This is a genomic window from Streptomyces prunicolor NBRC 13075 (assembly GCF_000367365.1).
Lineage (GTDB): Bacteria > Actinomycetota > Actinomycetes > Streptomycetales > Streptomycetaceae > Streptomyces > Streptomyces prunicolor.
In genome coordinates this window covers 148,210-165,806 of sequence record NZ_BARF01000034.1, presented here as the reverse complement: position 1 = coordinate 165,806, position 17,597 = coordinate 148,210, and the positions used below count along the sequence as shown (strand labels likewise).

The 17,597-nt window shown below is 71.1% G+C and carries 15 protein-coding genes; 9 read left to right on the top strand and 6 right to left on the bottom strand.

Annotation, left to right across the window (positions count from 1 at the left end; translation table 11 throughout):
• Positions 1–4 precede the first annotated feature (4 nt).
• Positions 5–439 carry a DUF6643 family protein gene (locus tag SPR02S_RS16545; RefSeq protein ID WP_019058096.1) on the bottom strand — a complete coding sequence of 145 codons (435 nt, stop codon included), beginning with the start codon at positions 437–439 and terminating at the stop codon, positions 5–7.
• Between the two features lie 296 nt (positions 440–735).
• Between SPR02S_RS16545 and SPR02S_RS16540 the strand changes: the two genes are divergently transcribed.
• Complete coding sequence (locus tag SPR02S_RS16540; RefSeq protein WP_026150604.1) at positions 736–2,034, top strand: TerD family protein; 1,299 nt, start codon at positions 736–738, stop codon at positions 2,032–2,034.
• Positions 2,035–2,038: 4 nt separating this feature from the next.
• Here SPR02S_RS16540 and SPR02S_RS16535 read toward each other — a convergent pair whose 3' ends face one another.
• Positions 2,039–3,205: a glycosyltransferase gene (locus SPR02S_RS16535; protein WP_026150603.1), complete on the bottom strand. Its 1,167-nt coding sequence runs from the start codon at positions 3,203–3,205 to the stop codon at positions 2,039–2,041.
• Positions 3,206–3,274: 69 nt separating this feature from the next.
• Here SPR02S_RS16535 and SPR02S_RS16530 point away from each other — a divergent pair, with 69 nt between their 5' ends.
• Positions 3,275–4,060 (top strand): glutamate racemase, encoded by a 786-nt coding sequence (locus SPR02S_RS16530; RefSeq protein WP_019058093.1) that lies wholly within the window; start codon positions 3,275–3,277, stop codon positions 4,058–4,060.
• A 106-nt stretch (positions 4,061–4,166) separates the two neighbouring features.
• A complete protein-coding gene (locus SPR02S_RS16525) occupies positions 4,167–4,712 on the top strand; it encodes a hypothetical protein (RefSeq protein ID WP_019058092.1) in 546 nt (181 codons plus the stop codon).
• A 15-nt stretch (positions 4,713–4,727) separates the two neighbouring features.
• Here SPR02S_RS16525 and SPR02S_RS16520 read toward each other — a convergent pair whose 3' ends face one another.
• Positions 4,728–5,795, bottom strand: coding sequence for an O-antigen ligase family protein (locus tag SPR02S_RS16520; protein WP_019058091.1), 1,068 nt, complete (start codon positions 5,793–5,795; stop codon positions 4,728–4,730).
• Between the two features lie 236 nt (positions 5,796–6,031).
• Here SPR02S_RS16520 and lnt point away from each other — a divergent pair, with 236 nt between their 5' ends.
• The 4 genes from lnt (at position 6,032) to SPR02S_RS16500 (ending at position 11,087) form a co-directional block, all read left to right on the top strand.
• Positions 6,032–7,642: an apolipoprotein N-acyltransferase gene (gene lnt, locus SPR02S_RS16515; RefSeq protein ID WP_026150601.1), complete on the top strand. Its 1,611-nt coding sequence runs from the start codon at positions 6,032–6,034 to the stop codon at positions 7,640–7,642.
• A gap of 77 nt (positions 7,643–7,719) precedes the next feature.
• A complete protein-coding gene (locus SPR02S_RS16510) occupies positions 7,720–8,199 on the top strand; it encodes an NUDIX hydrolase (protein ID WP_026150600.1) in 480 nt (159 codons plus the stop codon).
• 54 nt (positions 8,200–8,253) lie between these two features.
• Positions 8,254–9,057 (top strand): 3-hydroxybutyrate dehydrogenase, encoded by an 804-nt coding sequence (locus SPR02S_RS16505; RefSeq protein WP_019058088.1) that lies wholly within the window; start codon positions 8,254–8,256, stop codon positions 9,055–9,057.
• Between the two features lie 77 nt (positions 9,058–9,134).
• The gene (locus tag SPR02S_RS16500; RefSeq protein ID WP_019058087.1) at positions 9,135–11,087 is read left to right on the top strand and encodes a helix-turn-helix domain-containing protein; all 1,953 of its coding nucleotides are present in this window, start codon (positions 9,135–9,137) and stop codon (positions 11,085–11,087) included.
• A gap of 46 nt (positions 11,088–11,133) precedes the next feature.
• On the opposite strand, the gene SPR02S_RS16495 is transcribed toward SPR02S_RS16500, so the two are convergent.
• The 3 genes from SPR02S_RS16495 to SPR02S_RS16485 form a co-directional block, all read right to left on the bottom strand.
• Positions 11,134–12,561, bottom strand: coding sequence for an MFS transporter (locus SPR02S_RS16495; RefSeq protein ID WP_019058086.1), 1,428 nt, complete (start codon positions 12,559–12,561; stop codon positions 11,134–11,136).
• Between the two features lie 136 nt (positions 12,562–12,697).
• Positions 12,698–13,492: an SDR family NAD(P)-dependent oxidoreductase gene (locus tag SPR02S_RS16490; RefSeq protein ID WP_019058085.1), complete on the bottom strand. Its 795-nt coding sequence runs from the start codon at positions 13,490–13,492 to the stop codon at positions 12,698–12,700.
• A 123-nt stretch (positions 13,493–13,615) separates the two neighbouring features.
• Positions 13,616–13,912 carry a Dabb family protein gene (locus SPR02S_RS16485; RefSeq protein WP_019058084.1) on the bottom strand — a complete coding sequence of 99 codons (297 nt, stop codon included), beginning with the start codon at positions 13,910–13,912 and terminating at the stop codon, positions 13,616–13,618.
• 216 nt (positions 13,913–14,128) lie between these two features.
• On the opposite strand from SPR02S_RS16485, the gene SPR02S_RS64870 reads away from it, so the two are divergent.
• Both SPR02S_RS64870 and SPR02S_RS64865 read left to right on the top strand, forming a co-directional pair.
• Positions 14,129–15,640, top strand: a complete 1,512-nt coding sequence (locus SPR02S_RS64870; RefSeq protein WP_063746258.1) for an AfsR/SARP family transcriptional regulator — start codon at positions 14,129–14,131, stop codon at positions 15,638–15,640.
• A complete protein-coding gene (locus SPR02S_RS64865) occupies positions 15,592–17,451 on the top strand; it encodes an ATP-binding protein (RefSeq protein ID WP_019058083.1) in 1,860 nt (619 codons plus the stop codon). The genes SPR02S_RS64870 and SPR02S_RS64865 overlap by 49 nt, the downstream gene beginning before the upstream one ends.
• Positions 17,452–17,597 lie beyond the last annotated feature (146 nt).

Sequence of the window (17,597 nt, the reverse complement as noted above, 5' to 3'; positions counted from 1 at the left end):
CGGATCAGTAACCGCCGCGGTACTGCTGCTGGTTGTTGTACGGGTCCTGCTGGTACGGCGCAGGGGCGGGTCGGGGCGCCGCCGGACGCATCGCCTCGTAGCCGGCCGGAGCCGCCATCGGACGCGGCTGCTGTTGCTGCTGCCCGGGGTAGCCGCGCGGCGGGGCCTGCTGCGGGATGTACGCGGCGGGCGCCTGCTGCAGCGGGGCGGGCTGCTGAGCCTGCGGATAGCCGTAGTTCTGCGAGGGACCCGCCGGGAGGGCGGGCAGTGCCGACGGCAGCGCCGGCAGGTTGCTCCCCGGCATGTCGTAGGCGGCGGGGACCCGGATCGGAGCGATCTGCGGGGTCCCCCGCTCGGCCACGAGGGAGTCGTAGATCGGAGTGTCCGGGAAGGAGGCGGAGTAGTAGCCGCCGCCATAAGTGGAGCGGGGGGAGGTCATGGCACATAAGTTAAGCCCACGATGTGCTGGTTGGGGAGACCGATTAGAGGGTTGTTTTCCGTGTCGGCAGTGGCATGGGATCCCCAATGCGAGCGAACTTGGCAAAAAAGGGCATCGACCCGTGTTCGGATCGGGTAAAAGCCAAGTTCCTGGCGGGTTACCAGCGGGTTGGCCGACGGTGTAACCGCGCCCCCTCATGGGCGTTCGCCGCCCCGGGGAATAGGTTGTGGGTAGACACCCGATGGGCTGCCGGGGCGTGTCCTGGCACGGTGACACGTGAGGGGGCAGACATGTCGATGCCTAAGGGATCGAATGTTCCGGTGCCGACGACGGCACTGCGCGTCGAACTGGGCTGGCGGCCCGGAGCCGGCGTCCCGGACGCGGACGCCTCGGCCCTGCTGCTGGTCGACGGGAAGGTCCGTTCCGACGGCGACTTCGTGTTCTACAACCAGCCGACGCACTCCTCCGGCGCGGTCCGCCACGAGGGCAAGGGCAACGCCGGCGGGAAGGTGACCGACAGCCTGCTCGTCGACCTCGCGCGCGTGGAGCCCACCGTCGACCGCATCGTCCTCGCCGCCTCCGCCGACGGCGGGACGTTCGGCCGGGTCCCCGACCTGTACATCGAGGTCCAGGACGCCGGACAGAACACCGCGGTCGCCCGCTTCGACAGCACGGGCGCGACGGTCGAGACCGCCTTCGTGCTCGGCGAGTTCTACCGCCGCCAGGGCGCCTGGAAGTTCCGGGCCGTCGGCCAGGGCTACGACAGCGGACTCGTAGGCCTGGCGACCGACTTCGGCATCACCGTGGACGAGCCGCAGCAGGCGGCACCGACCGCGACCATGCCAGCGCCCTCCGGGCCGCCCGTGAGCCTGCCGCCACCGGTCCAGCCGCCCGTGACCATGCCCCCTCCGGTCGCGCCCCCGGTGAGCCCGCCCCCGCCCCCCTCGGCGGCCCCCGTGCGGCTCTCCAAGGTCACGCTCACCAAGGCGGCCCCCTCGGTCTCCCTGACCAAGCAGGGCGGCACCTCGGGCGCCATGCGCGTGAACCTCAACTGGGAGGTGCGCAAGCAGTTCTCCGGCTGGGGCAGCAAGCGCGGCCGGGCGGTCGCGATGCACGCGGACCTCGACCTCGACCTGTGCGCCCTGTACGAACTCGCCGACGGCCGCAAGGGCGTCGTCCAGGCCCTCGGCAACGCGTACGGCTCACTGCAGCGGCCCCCGTACATCCACCTCGACGGCGACGACCGCACCGGCGCCTCGGCGAGCGGCGAGAACCTCACCGTCAACCTGGACCACATCAAGGACTTCCGGCGCATCCTGGTCTTCGTGACCATCTACGAGGGCGCCCGTTCCTTCGCCGACCTGCACGCCACGGTCACCCTCCAGCCGCAGCACGGCGCCGCGATCGACTTCTCGCTCGACGAGTGCACGGTGCCCTCCACGGTGTGCGCACTCGCCCTGATCACCAACACCGGGGGAGATCTCGTCGTCCAGCGCGAGGTCCGCTACCTCGTCCCCGACCGTGGGGTCAGCCCGCAGCGAACCGTGGACCGCGTCTACGGGTGGGGCATGAACTGGACCCCAGGTCGCAAGTGAGCGCTCAGCTCTCGTCGCCGACGACGGCGTCGGGACGCGCGTAGGTGCGGCCCTTCCAGGCCGCACCGCGTCCCCTGTAGTGCTGCACCGCGGAATCGACGGTCATCAAGAGGTACAGAAACGCGGTGAACGGCAGCAGGGGAGCGAGCCACAGCGGCTGTCCGTAGTAGCGGAGCATCGGGAGGTACGTCCCCGTCATCACCAGCCACGCGAGACCGCCGAGGACCGCGGTCGCCGTACTCCCCACGGCCAGACCGGTGAACAGGGCCACCGGCGGCACGAGATACACCAGCGCCAGGCCCAGGACGGTACCCAGGAGGAGCAGCGGGTTGTGCCGCAGTTGCGCGTACGCGCTGCGCGAGACCATCCGCCACAGGTCGTGCAGTCGCGGATAGGGGCGCACGCTGTCCACCCGCTCGGCGAGCCCCAGCCAGATGTGACCGCCGCCGCCCCTGACGGCCCGCGCGAGCGCCACGTCGTCGATCACCGCGTGCCGGATGGCGTCCGGGATCCGCGCCCGCTCGGCGGCGTCGGTGCGCAGCAGGACACAACCGCCCGCCGCGGCCGCGGTCCGCGCTGAGCGCTTGCCGATCCGGCGGAACGGATACAGCTGCGCGAAGAAGTAGACGAACGCCGGCACCACGAGCCGCTCCCACAGGCTCTCCACGCGCAGCCTGGCCATCAGGGACACGGCGTCGAAGCCGCCGGTGCGGGCCGCCGCCACCAACTCCCGCAGGCTGTCCGGGGCATGGGCGATGTCCGCGTCCGTCAGCAGCAGGTACTCGGGCTCACGCGCGCGTGCCAGACCGATGCCGTGCCGTACGGCCCACAACTTGCCCGTCCAGCCCGCGGGCGGTTCGCCGGGGGAGTCCACGGTCAGCGGCAGCCCGCCGTGCCGGGACGCCAGCTCGCGGGCCAGTTCCCCGGTGCCGTCCGAACTGCCATCGTCGACAAGGAAGATCTCCGCCCGCCCGGGATAGTCCTGGGCGAGGAGCGAGGGCAGACTCTCGGGGAGTACGGCGGCCTCGTCGCGGGCCGGGACGACCACGCAGACCTGCGGCCAGGCGTCGGGGTCGGTACGGGCCGGGAGTCTGATGTCCGTGCGCCAGAAGAAGCCCTGACAGAACAGCAGCCACAGCCAGGCGGCGAGTGATCCGGCGGCGATCCACACGATGGCGCTCACGGGCGCAGTCTGCCCCACGGGAGCGGGTCCACAGAGGCCATCGTCTATCGTGGCCGGGTGAAGATCGCGCTGATTGACTCCGGAATCGGCCTTCTGGCGGCCACCGCGGCGGTACGGCGGGTGCGCCCCGACGCGGATCTTGTGCTCTCCCTGGACCCCGAGGGCATGCCCTACGGACCGCGGACCCCCGAAGACGTCGCCCAGCGCGCGCTGGCCATCGCCGAGGCCGCCGCCGCGCACCGGCCCGACGCCCTGATCATCGGCTGCAACACCGCGACCGTGCACGCTCTGACGGTCCTGCGCGAGCGCCTGGAGCCCGGTATCCCGGTCATCGGCACGGTCCCGGCGATCAAGCCGGCCGCGGCCGGCGGCACCCCCTTCGCGATCTGGGCGACTCCTGCCACCACCGGCAGCCCCTACCAGCACGGCCTCATCAAGGACTTCGCTCACGGTGTCCCGGTCACCGAGATCCCGTGCTGGGGACTGGCCGAAGCCGTGGAACACGGGGACGAGCCGGCCATCGACGCCGCCGTCGCCGCTGCCGCCGAGCTGACCCCCGACGATGTAACGACCGTCGTCCTGGGCTGCACCCATTACGAGTTGGTGGCCGAACGCATCCGCGCCGCAGTGCAGCGCCCCGACCGCCCGCCGCTCGTCCTGCACGGCTCCGCCGACGCGGTGGCCGCCCAGGCACTGCGCCGGATCGGTGAAAGACCCGCCCCCGAGGCGCTGCCCGACGGCACCGTGACGGTGCTCCTGAACGGCCGTGAGGGCGCGCTGCCCGCCGCCGCGTCGGTCTACACCGAGGGCCGACTCCTGCGGGCCGTCACGCCCGCCCACTGAGCGCCGGCGACGGAGCGGACGCTGTGCGTCCACCGTGGCGCCCCACAAAACGGTCACCCTCCGCAACGCCGTACCCGCGCAGCGAAAGCTGAGTAGTCTCGTAGGCATGAGGGACCACCCCCGCGACGAAACCTTCCCGCAGACCGAGATCTGGACCGGACGCGCCACGAACCGGTTCCAGTGGCTGCTGGCGCTCGCCGGTGCCGCCTGCATGGCGCTCGGCATCGAGCTGGCCGTGGACTCCACCTGGACGTCCGGCATCGCCCCGCTCGTCATGTCCGTCGTCGGGTGCATCGCGGCCGGACTGCTCATGCTGTTCGGCACGCTCGCCTTCGTGCACGTCGGCCTGAAGGTGGACACGGAGTGCCTCGAAGTGCGCTGCGGCCACATCGGTCTGCCGCGCCGCCGCATCCCCCTCGCGAGCGTCGCGGGCGCCGAGTTCGCCCCGCACGTCACCCCGCGCCAGTGGGGCGGCTGGGGCTACCGCTGGCGGCCCGAGAAGGGCACCGCCGTCGTCGTACGGCGTGGTGAGGGCATCGTCCTGCGGCTGTGGGACGGGCACACGTTCACGATCACCGTCGACAACGCCGAGGCGGCCGTACGGATCATCACGGACCGGCTGGCGCCGCCCAAGTCCGGCGCGGTGCTCTGACCCGTTCCTTGCCCGTCACGGGGCCAGCCGGTCGCCACGCGCGTGTACGTCCGGCGCGATGCGTGAGGCGTCGTCGGCGATCGGGTGGGCCGTGGCCAGCCCGGCCAGGAAACCCGCGCCGACCGACACCGAGGTGAAGCTCAGCGCGTCGCCGACCGAGGCGACGAGCGCGAGTCCCGTCAGCGCGGCGGCCGCGGTGAGCGCGATCGGGGTGGGGCGGCTAGTGCGCCACAGCGAGTGGAGGACCCAGCCGTAGGCCGCCGCCAGCAGGAGCACGCCGACGATTCCCTGCTCGGCCGCCAGCTGAAGCGGCGCGGAGTGCGGTTTGCCGTCCGGCAGCAGGGCCTCGGCCGCCGCGCTGCTCAGCTCTCCGAAGCGTCCGGGGCCCACCCCGAGGGCGGAGTCCTGGTGTGCCATGTGCAGGGCGTCCTGCCACAGTTGGACCCGGTGCGGGGTGAGCTGGCCCTCCAGGGACTCGGTCAGCCCCTCCGGGAGGACGTTTCCGGCGACGGCCCAGGTCACGCCGGTAGCCAGCGCCGTGGCCAGCCCCAGGCCGGCGATACCGAGACCGCGGAGCCGCATCCGGCCGGCGGCGAGCGAGCTCAGCAGTACCGCCGTGCACAGGGCGAGTCCCGTGACCGAGCCCAGGACGGCCGCGGTGAGCGTGATCCCGGCCGCCAGCAGCCACAGCGCGAGCCGCAGCGCCGGAGCCGAGGCGGCCCACGCGGAACAGCACGCGGCACCCACGGCCAGGGTCAGCAGGGCCGCGGTCGCACCGGCGTGGCCGAGCGGGACGGCGAACTGGGGGCCCGGGGCGAGATGCGGTTCGGCCAGCGCCAGACCGAGCCCGGCCAGTGCCCCCACACAGGGCGCGGCGACCGGCACCAGCGCCCCGGAGATCCGCCCCGAGGCGTAACCGGCGGCGACCGCGAGGACCGCGAGCAGCACTCCCTCGGGCCGTCCGTCGTGCATGGCGGCGGTGATCAGCGCCCACGCGGCACACGATCCGAGCACCACGATGCCCGCCGCGTCCGAAACGTTTCGTCTCTCACTGTCGGCGTCCGGACCGGTCGCCGACGCCATCCCCGTGGAACCCACCCCGCCGCCCCCTGAACCGGGCCGCCCCCGACCCGTGACCGGCCCCGGCCGTCCTGGCCTGGACCGACCGCACGACAGGGGCTCCGGCACACCGTAACGGCTGATGACCGATTTGTGGACGAGTTGCGCAGGAACGATGCGGCTGCGGTCCTGCTCAGTGCCCTGTGCTGCCGTCCGGACCGTGCTGTCGGCGCCGAGGTCGACCGCCGTACACTCCCGGAGTGACCGTCACCGCAACTTCCGTGGACGAGTCGGACCAGCTGAAGCCGCAGGCCGCGCCCGCATCGCGCCTCGCCCGCCTCGTCCGTCTGGTCCCGGCCGCCGTAGCCGCGCTCTCCGGAGTGCTGCTCTACGTCAGTTTTCCGCCGCGCACCCTGTGGTGGCTGGCGCTGCCAGCGTTCGCCTGTTTCGGGTGGGTGCTGCGTGGCCGCAGCTGGAAGGCGGGCCTCGGGCTCGGCTACCTCTTCGGCCTCGGATTCCTGCTGCCGCTGCTCGTGTGGACCGGCGTGGAGGTCGGCCCGGGGCCCTGGATCGCCCTGGTCGTGGTCGAGGCGATCTTCGTCGCGCTGGTCGGCGCGGCCATCACCGCGGTGTCGAAGCTCCCTGCCTGGCCGCTGTGGGCGGCGGCGCTGTGGATCGCCGGTGAGGCGGTACGCGCGCGTGTCCCCTTCCACGGCTTCCCCTGGGGCAAGATCGCGTTCGGCCAGGCGGACGGCGTCTTCCTGCCGCTCGCCGCGGTGGGCGGCACCCCGGTCCTCGGCTTCGCGGTCGTCCTGTGCGGCTTCGGCCTCTACGAGATCGTGCGCCTGGTCCTGGAGAGCCGCAGTACCCGTGTCGTACGGCGGTCCGCCGCGGCCGTGGCGCTGCTGAGCGTGGCCGTACCGGTGGTGGGCGCGGTGGCCGCGCGGTCCCTGGTCAGCGACAAGGCCGAGGACGGCACCACGACGGTCGCGGTCATCCAGGGCAACGTCCCGCGCGCGGGACTGGAGTTCAACGCCCAGCGGCGGGCGGTACTCGACTACCACGTCAAGGAGACCTTGCGGCTGGCCGCGCGGGTCAAGGCGGGCAAGGTCGCGAAGCCCGACGTGGTCCTGTGGCCGGAGAACTCCTCCGACGTCGATCCCTTCGCCGACGCCCAGGCGTACGCCGACATCGACGCGGCGGCCAAGGCGATCGGCGCTCCCATCTCGGTCGGCGGTGTCGTCGAACGGGGCGGCAAGCTCTACAACGAGCAGATCCTCTGGGACCCGGTGAAGGGCCCCACCGACACCTACGACAAGCGGCAGATCCAGCCCTTCGGCGAGTACCTCCCGATGCGCTCGCTGCTCGGGGCGATCAACAAGAACTGGACCAGCATGGTCCGCCAGGACTTCAGCCGGGGCACCAAGCCGGGCGTGTTCACCATGAACGGCGCCAAGATCGGCCTGGTCACCTGCTACGAGGCCGCCTTCGACTGGGCCGTGCGCTCCGAGGTCACCGACGGCGCCCAACTGATCTCCGTGCCCAGCAACAACGCGACCTTCGACCGCAGCGAGATGACCTACCAGCAGCTCGCCATGTCCCGGGTCCGCGCGGTCGAACACAGCCGGACCGTCACCGTCCCGGTGACCAGCGGCGTCAGCGCGATCATCATGCCGGACGGGAAGATCACCCAGAAGACCGGCATGTTCGTGCCCGACTCCCTGGTCCAGAAGGTGCCGTTGCGCTCCTCTGAGACGCCGGCCACGAAGCTCGGCATCCTGCCCGAGATGGCCCTGGTGCTCGTCGCGGCGGCCGGCCTCGGCTGGGCGATCGGCGCGGGTGTGCGCCGACGGCGCGCGGGGTCCGTGTAGTCGTACGACCGTTGTACGCCCGCCGCGCGCACGGCAGTTCGTGGAGTAGCCATGCACCGTCCCGTTAGGGTCGGCGCATGGCTACTCCTGATTTCATCCGTACGATCCGGGCCTCCGCGGGGCATCAACTGCTCTGGCTTCCCGGGGTCAGCGCCGTTGTCTTCGACGATGCGGGGAGGGTGCTGCTGGGGCAGCGGGCGGACAACCACGAATGGGCGGTGATCGCGGGGATCCCGGAGCCCGGTGAACAACCTGCGGACTGCGCGGTGCGCGAGGTGTTCGAGGAGACGGCCGTGGAGTGCGTGCCGGAACGGGTCGTCCTGGTCAAGGCCGGGGGGCCGATCAGCTATCCCAACGGTGACGCCTGCCAGTTCATGGACATCACCTTCCGGTGTCGGGCCGTCGGAGGCGAGGCGGCCGTGAATGACGACGAGTCGTTGCAGGTCGGCTGGTTCGAGGTGGATGCGCTGCCCACGATGAGCGAACACCAGCTGTTCCGGATCAAGCAAGCCATGTCCGACGCACCCACATGGTTTGACACCACGAGTTCCGACTGAAGTATGTGCTCAACCCATATGTGGTGAGGCGGGGGCGCTGTCTAGGCTCGCCACATGACCGTGCCCAGCGCCCTCCAGGGGCCCCACGCCGCTCCTCTCCTCGACCTGGGCGGCCGTACCGCCCTCGTCACCGGTGCCGCCGGCGGTATCGGCCGTGCCTGCACATTGCGGCTGGCGGCCGCCGGGGCCAAGGTCAGAGCGGTCGACCTGGACGCCCCGGGACTGGCGGCGCTCGCCGACCGGGCGCAGGACCTCGCGGGCACCGTCGAGCCGCAGGTGCTCGACCTCACCGACCTGGACGCCGCCGAGCACGCCGCCGCCGGCACGGACATCCTGGTCAACAACGCCGGGCTGCAACTGGTGCGCCCCATCGAGGAGTTCCCGCCCGACGTCTTCCACACGGTGCTCACCGTGATGCTGGAGGCGCCCTTCCGGCTCATCCGCGGCGCCCTGCCCCACATGTACGGGCAGGGCTGGGGACGGATCGTCAATGTGTCCTCCGTCCATGGGCTGCGTGCCTCCGCCTTCAAGTCCGCCTATGTGGCCGCCAAACACGGTCTGGAGGGACTCTCCAAGACCGCCGCCCTCGAAGGCGCACCCCATGGCGTCACCTCGAACTGTGTGAACCCCGCCTATGTGCGCACCCCCTTGGTCGAGCGACAGCTCACCGACCAGGCACAGGCGCACGGCATCCCCGAGGAGCGTGTGCTGACCGAGGTGCTCCTGCAGGACAGCGCGGTCAAACGGCTCATCGAACCGGAGGAGGTCGCCGAGGCCGTGGCCTATCTGTGCGGCCCGCACGCGTCCTTCGTCACCGGCACCTCGCTGGTGCTGGACGGCGGATGGACCGCGCACTGAAGCACCTGGTGTGCGGGCGATTCGCGAGTTATCCACAGGCCTGACCGGCCGGCCCGGCGATGGGGAATCCTGTGAGCATGTCCAGCGATCAGATGCAGTCCGCCGAGCGTTCCGCCGCCGTCACCGGTGCCGCAGCGCAACAGAGCAGTGCCGAGGCACCGTTCCTCGAACTGCTGGCCCGGGGCGCCTCAGCCGACGCCTACGAGCAGCCGGTGCTGCTAGCCCGCGCCGACGGAAGACCGGCCGAGGCGATCGCAGGGCTCGAACACGCCAAGGTGCTCGCGCTGCGCGTACGTGCGGAGCTGGAGGGACGCCGACGGCGCGAGGCCGAGCTGTCCGCGCTCTTCGAGACGGCCCACGACCTCGCCGGACTGCGCGACCTGGACGCCGTACTGCAGGCGATCGTCCAGCGCGCCAGGTCGCTGCTCGGCACCGACATCGCCTACCTCAGCCTCAACGACCCGGCCAGGGGCGACACTTACATGCGGGTGACCGAGGGGTCGGTCGCGGCCCGCTTCCAGCAGTTGCGGCTGGGCATGGGGGAGGGGCTCGGCGGACTCGTGGCCCAGACGGCACGGCCGTATGTCACCGACGACTACTTCAAGGACGATCGCTTTCAGCACACCCTCACCATCGACTCCGGGGTACGGGACGAAGGGCTGGTGGCGATCCTCGGGGTGCCGTTGATGCTCGGGCACCGGGTGATCGGGGTGCTGTTCGCGGCGGACCGGCGGGCGCGGGTCTTCGAGCGGGAGCAGATCGCGCTGCTCGGCTCCTTCGCCGCGCTCGCCGCGGCCGCCATCGACACCGCGAACCTGCTCACCGAGACCCGCGCGGCCCTCGCGGGGCTGGAGCGCGCCAACGAGATCATCCAGGACCGCAGTGGAGTCATCGAGCGTGCGTCGGACATCCACGACCGGCTCGCCGAACTCGTCCTGCGCGGCGGTGGAGTACATGACGTCGCCGCCGCGGTCTCCCAAGTCCTCGACGGAGTCGTCGAGTTCACCGAGATCGACGCCGCGCCCGCGAAGGCGTTGGAAGCGTCCCGCGTCGAAGGGCACGCGGTGCGGCACCGGGACGACTGGATCGCCGGCGTGGCCGCGGGCGGCGAACTGCTCGGTGCGCTCGTGCTGCGCGGACACCCCGGCCTCGACCCCGTCGACCAGCGCACCCTGGAGCGCGCCGCCATGGTCACCTCTCTGCTGCTGCTCGCCCGACGGTCCGCCGCCGAGGCCGAACAGCGCGTGCGCGGCGAGCTGTTGGACGACCTGCTCGACGCCCGCGACCGCGACCCGCGCCTGCTGCGGGAGCGTGCGTCCAGGCTGGACGCCGACCTGGACGCCACCCATGTCGTCCTCGCCGCCCGGCTCGACGGCACCGCAGCCGACGCCGACCAGGCGGCCGCCGCCCGCCGACGCCTGTGGTCCGCCGCCTCCCACCTCGCCGGAACCCGGCACGGCCTGGCCGCCGCCCGCGACGGCGGCACGGTTCTGCTGCTGCCCCTGGACCCCGGCGACACCGCCACGGACCTGGCCCGGCGCACCGCCACCCAACTGGGATCGGCGGTCCATGAAGCGGTCACCGTCGGCGCCTCCGCACCCGTCGAGAAACCCGCCGCCCGGCCCGATGCCGTGGTCGCCGCCTACGAGGAAGGGCGCCGCTGCCTCGACGCCCTGCGGCTGTTGGGCCGTACCGGAGACGGTGCCGCCACCGAGGACTTCGGCTTCCTCGGACTGCTCCTCGCCGGGGACCGGGACATCGGAGGCTTCGTCGAGCGGACCATCGGGCAGCTCGTGCGGTACGACGAACGGCGCGGTACGGATCTGTTGCGCACGCTGGACGCCTACTTCGCGTGTGCCATGAGCCCGGCTCGGACGAAGGACGACCTGCACGTCCACGTCAACACCGTCGCCCAACGGCTGGAGCGGGTGGGCCGGCTGCTCGGTGCGGACTGGCAGGAACCGGGGCGCGTTCTGGAGATCCAACTCGCCCTGAGACTCAGGCGGTTGGCGGGGCCGGTGCAGCCGTGACCCTCGTAGGCGCGGGGCGTACGAGGGTCGGTGCGGCGCATGGTGATCAGGCGGTGCGGGCGTCTGCGGCGTCCGTCGCACTCGCTGTGCCTGTCGCAGGAGCGGTCGCGGGCCGGTCGCCGGTGGTGGACTCGATCTCGGTCAGATCGCGGTGCCGGGTCTCCTTGGCCACGCCCACCGCGATCAGGGTCAGGACCACCGCCGCGATCACATACAGGGCGATCGGGGTCGAGCTGTCGTAGTCGGCGAGCAGCGCGGTGGCGATCAGCGGGGCCGGGGCACCCGCCGCGACCGAGGCGAACTGGGCGCCGATGGAAGCGCCGGAGTAGCGCATCCGGGTCGCGAACATCTCGGCGAAGAAGGCGGCCTGGGGTGCGTACATCGCGCCGTGCAGGACCAGGCCGACGGTCACGGCGAGGACCAGGTTGCCGAAGCCGCCGGTGTCGATCAGCGAGAAGAACGGGAACATCCACAGCCCGATCCCCACCGCACCCAGCAGATACACGGGTCGGCGTCCGATCCGGTCCGACAGCGCGCCCCAGGCCGGGATGACGGCGAAGTGCACGGCGGAGGCGATGAGTACGGAGTTCAGTGCCGTCTGCCGGGAGACACCGGCCGAGGTGGTGGCGTAGACGAGGATGAAGGCGGTGATCACGTAGTAGCTGATGTTCTCCGCCATGCGGGCGCCCATCGCGACGAGGATGTCGCGCCAGTGGTGGCGCAGTACGGAGAAGAGCGGGAGTTGCTCGGGGGCGGTACTGCGGGACGTTGCCCGGGCGGCGGCTTTGCGTGCCTCCGCCTGGGCCAACGCCTCCTGGAACACAGGGGATTCATCGACAGACAGACGAATCCACAAACCGACGGCGACCAGGACACCGGAGAGCAGGAACGGGATGCGCCAGCCCCAGCTGCCGAAGGCCTCGTCCGACAGGACGGCGGTGAGCAGGGACAGCACTCCCGTCGCGAGCAACTGCCCCGCGGGCGCGCCTGTTTGGGGCCACGACGCCCAGAAGCCGCGGCGGCGTGCGTCCCCGTGCTCCGAGACGAGCAGGACGGCTCCGCCCCACTCGCCGCCGAGGGCGAAGCCCTGCACCAGACGCAGCGCGGTGAGCAGGACCGGCGCCGCCGCTCCCACGGTCGCGTGGGTCGGCAGCAGCCCGATCGCGAAGGTCGCCCCGCCCATCAGCAGCAGGCTCAGCACCAGCAGCTTCTTGCGGCCGAGCCGGTCGCCGTAGTGCCCGAAGACGAGGGCGCCGAGCGGGCGGGCCGCGAAACCCACGGCGTAGGTCAGGAAGGAGAGCAGGGTGCCGACGAGCGGGTCGGAGTCCGGGAAGAACAGCTTGTTGAAGACGAGCGCGGCCGCGGAGCCGTAGAGGAAGAAGTCGTACCACTCGATGGTGGTGCCGATGAGGCTGGCGGCGACGATTCGTTTGAGGTTGGCGGGGGGTGGGGGAGCGGTGGGTGCTGAGGCCATGTGCGCCACTTCCTTGTGTGCCGTGGGGACGGGTACGTGATGGCACACGGTAGGAAGGGGCACGTCAGTGGCACATGTGGTGGGACACCATAGTTCTGGGCGGTGAAGTGCGTGCGGCGACTATGAGTTGAGGGCGTCAGGGCAGGATCGAGTCGATGTATCCACCGTCGACGCGCAGGGCTCCGCCGGTGGTGGCCGAGGCCTGGTCGGAGCTGAGGTAGACCACCATGTGGGCGATCTCCTCGGGCTCGATCAGCCGTTGCAGGAGGGACTGCGGCCGGTGCTTGCGCATGAACTCGCGCTGGGCCTCCTCCCAGGGCAGGTCGCGGTCGACGAGCTCGTAGACGAAGTCCTCGACGCCGCCGGTGTGGGTCGGGCCGGCGATGACCGAGTTGACCGTCACCCCCGTGCCCGCCGCCTGCTTCGCGAAGCCGCGGCCGACGGCGAGGAGCGCGGTCTTGGACATGCCGTAGTGGATCATCTCGGCCGGGATGACGACCGCCGAGTCGCTGGCGATGTTCAGGATCCGGCCCCAGCCGCGCTCCGTCATGGCCGGCAGGTACAGACGGGTCAGCCGTACCGCGGCCAGCACGTTCACCTCGAAGTAGCGCCGCCACTCCTCGTCGCTGATCTCCAGCGGGTCGGCGGAGCCGAAGATGCCCAGGTTGTTGACCAGGATGTCCACCTCCGGCAGCGCCTCCAGGACGCGCTGTGCGCCTTCCTCGTTCGCCACGTCGGCGGCCACCGGAACGAAGTCCCCGTCGGGTACCTCTGTCGCCAGCCGCGCAACCCCCTCCGCGACCCGCTGTTCGTTCCGGCCGTTCACCCCCACACGGGCGCCGGAGCGCGCGAGTCCGGCGGCGATCGCGGCGCCGATGCCCTGCGTCGAGCCCGTCACCAGGGCGGTGCGTCCCGTCAGATCGATCTGCATGTCGAACCAGTCCCCTTGTGCGTCTGTCCGTTCTGCCTGTCGGTACGTCTGCCGTCAGCCTGGCGGCAGGGCGTTCGGCCCGCCACCTCGGCCGACACCCGAGCCTCCAGATAGGGCGAGTCCCTAGACGTGCATGTCGACGACCACCCACGAAGCGTGGTGCATCCAGTGGGCGATGGCGGCCAGGTGCGCGGGGTGGTTGAAATACCGCTGGAAGGCGGCGGTGTCGTCGAAGAGGCTGTTCAGGGCGAAGTCGTAGGAGGCGGGCGTCTCGTCGAAGACATGCCACCCGACTTCCCACTGCCGGATCTCCGGGATCTCCCGGTCGAGGTTCTTCACGAGCTCGAATCCCTCCGTCACCGCGGGAGAAACGCGCGTGAGACCGTCATTGAGCTTGAAGAGGACGATGTTCCGGATCATTTCCGCTCCTGGTGCCCCGTCGAAGGCGGTGAACGTAGACGGCTACGGGGCGTCCGACTACTTGGTTCACGACGCTTGGTTCACGAGACAGGGGTGCTGACTGGTTCACGACACAGGGACGTCGACCGGTTCACGGCAAAGGACGTCGGACAGGTCACTTGCGACGCGCCGACAGACCCTACGGGGCTTTCGGCCGGCCACGGCAGGATGGCGGTCATGCGCTTTCGACTGCTCGGCCGCCTGGAGCTGGAGACCGCCAACGGCGCGGTCGTCCCTCCCGGCGCCGTGTCCCGGGCGATCGTGGGACGGCTGCTGCTCGCCCACGGGGCGGTCGTGCAGCGCGACACCCTCGTCGAAGAGCTGTGGGAGGACCGCGGGACCAAGAACCCGGTCGGCGCGCTCCAGGTCCAGATGGCGAAGCTGCGTACCGCTTTCGCGGCGCGGGGCGAGGAGGCTCGGCTGCTGTTCGGTCACGGCGGCTACCGGATCGTCCTGGGACCGGAGGACGAGGTCGATGTGCCCGCCTTCGAGACCGCGGTCCGGGAAGGCCGTGATCACCTGGCGGCGGCGGAGTACGAGAAGGCCGAGAGCGAGCTGCGGCTGGGGCTGTCGATGTGGCGTGGCCGCGCCCTGGACGGCCTGGAGGGGCGGGGCTTCGACACCGAGCGGACCCGCCTCGAGGATCTGCGGCTGGGCGCTCTGGAGGACGCCGCCACCGCCGGCCTCGAACTCGGTCGGGCGAAGGAGCTGATCCCCGAGCTGCAGGCCCTGCTGACCCTCGCACCGCTCCGCGAGCGGGCCCGGGCCCGTCTCATGCTCGCGCTCTACCGCTGCGGGCGGTTCGCCGAAGCCCTGGACGTCTACGACACGGGGCGCCGGCTCCTGAAGAGCGAGCTCGGCGCCGCTCCCTCACAGGAACTGCGCTCCTTGCACGCCGCGATACTCCGCCATGATCCGTCCCTTCAGGGGCACGATCTGTCTCTGGGGGCGCACGATTCGTTCCTCCAGGGGCACGACCTGGCTCTACGAGGGCACGGTCCGTCCCTCCAAGGGCACGACCTTTCCCGGCAAGGGCACGGTCCGTCTCTCCAGAGGCACGGCCGGTCTCTCCAAGAGTCGGTCTCCCTGTCCGACCGGCCGGCTTCGCCGCGTACGGAGGTCCGGTCGGCTTCGCCGTATACGGAGGTCCGGCCGGCATCCGGCGAAGGCAATCTGAACGGATCGCTCGGACCGTTCGTCGGCAGGCGCAAGGAGCTGAACGCGCTGTGCGAGGTCGTCGACCGCGAGCGGCTGGTGACCGTGCTGGGACCCGGAGGCGTCGGCAAGACCCGCCTGGCACTGGAGGTGTGCGCGCTGGTCCAGCCGTCCCGAGGCAACGTCTGGTGGGTCGATCTGGCCCCGGCCGACGACGCGAACGTGCTCGCGGTGGTCGCCTCCGCGCTCGGCCTCTCCGACACCTCCGTCCGGCCGGACCAGCCCCCGCACGACTATGTGCACCGGCTCACCTCGTTCCTCGCCGGACGGCGGGCGGTCCTCGTGCTCGACAACTGTGAGCACCTGCTCGACACGGTCGCCCCGCTCGTGGCGGTCCTGCTCGGCCGGTGCCCCGCGCTGGCCGTCCTGGCGACCACCGAGCGCCGCTCGCCGTCGCGGGCGAGACGCTGTACCCCCTGGCGCCGATGCCCGACGGCGAAGCAGCCGAACTGTTCAGCGCCCGCGCCGTCATGATCGACCCGGACTTCACCGCGGACGAGCCGGCGCTGGAGGACATCCGCTCGCTGTGCCGCAGGCTGGACGGACTGCCCCTCGCGGTCGAACTCGCCGCCGCGCACGTGCGGTTGCTGCCGGTGCGCGAGATCGAACTCCGCCTCGACAACCGCTTCGCCCTGCTGGCCAAGGGGAAGCGGACCGCTCCCGCCCGGCACCGCACCCTGCGCGCCGTCCTCGACTGGAGCTACGCACTCCTGGACACCACCGAGCAGCGGGTGTTGACGGAACTCGCCCTGTATGTCGGCGGCTGTTCCGTCGAGTTCGCGGAGACGGCGATCCTCCCTCCCGAGGCGGACTGCCCCGGGGTGGACCGCCACGATATCCTCCAAGTGCTGGCCCAACTCGTCGACAAATCCCTCCTGTTCACCGTCTCGACGCCCGACGGAAGCCGGCTGCGGATGCTGGAGACGGTCCGCGAGTACGCGCTGGACCGGCTCCGGACCGAAGGCAGGGCCGCCGAGGCGGAGGAACGCTTCATGGCCTGGGCGTCGCGTTTCGTGCACGAGTGCACCGACGTCAACACACCTGGCGAACACGGGGAGTTGATCAGACGGCACACGGCGGAATCCGCCAACATCAGGGCCGCCTCGGATCTGATGATGGCCCGGTCGCGAACAGCTCAGGCCCTGTCCCTGGAAGCGCGGCGGGGCAGCTACTGGATCATCAGCGGCCGTGAGGAAGAAGGCATCGACCGCCTCCAACGCGCCTTGCTCTCCTACGACGCGGGGGACGGGAAAGAGCCCACCGAAGACGACGAGCGGGCACTCTTCTACGCCCTCGCATGGCTCGTCTGGCTCAACCACGTCGTCGGCCGCTACGCGGAGGGCGACTACTTCATCGACCGGTTCAAGACGGCCTGGCGCCAGGCGAAGAACCCCCAACTCGCTGTCCTGGGGCCCTGTTACGAGCCGCTCCACGCCATGCTGACCGGGCGGGACGATGTGGCGGAACTCTTCGTACGGGCCGAACAGGGCGTCGCGGGCACCGAGTTCCACTGGGACCGGGCGATCCTCCTGACGAACTGGACGACGTACTGCCTCCAGATCGGCGACATCGACGGCGCCCGCGGCCACGGCGAGGCCGCCGCCGCGGCGGCACGCGCCTCCGGCGACGACTTCGCCAGGGCATGCACCCTCACGCTCTGGGGCGACGCCGAGGAGAGCGCCGGCCTCCGCGACCGCGCCCGCGCGCACTGGACCGAGGCGGCGCGCATCCTGCGTTTCATCGGCGCGCGCGGTCAGTACGCGTACGCCGCGCTCAGGATCGTGTGCCTGGACATGGCGCAGGGAGCGGTCGAGGCGGCCGAGAACCGGCTCTCGGAGCTGATCCGGCTCGCGGACGACCTGAGCGCGGACGACCTCCGGGCAGCGGCCGCCATCCTGCGCGGAACACTGGCGTTCTACGGCGGCCGCTTCTCGGACGCGCGGACGATCTTCGCCGGCGTCTGGGACAGCCCTACGGCGCCGCTCGACCGCAGGGCCATGTCCGCGGTCGGCCTGGTGGCGGTGGCGACGTTCGGCCCACCCACCCCCTCGGCGTCCGACGACGCGCGGATGTGGATGGACCGCGCCGGCCAGGCCCTCGACCGGGTGCGCGAGCCGCTCGCCCGCCGCGCGGTGGGCGCCCTGCTGGACAAGCTGGACGCCTACTTCAAATCCGGTCCGAGCGGAGCGATCGGGGCCAACCATGTGCAGGCATGGCTCTCCGACAACCCTTCCCTGCTTGCGGGTTTCACCGGAGTGCTGAACGGTCCGGGCCGGCATCGGTGACCAGTAGGACAGTGAGCCGGAGTCCTTTTTCTGCCTCCGTGTAGTTTCCCTTTGCTGACATCTTCCGACCGTGGCAGATGTGATTCCCGGTAATTCGGAGGCCAGGACCAGCCTCCGAATTGCCGGGACGATTTCGATCCCGGCCA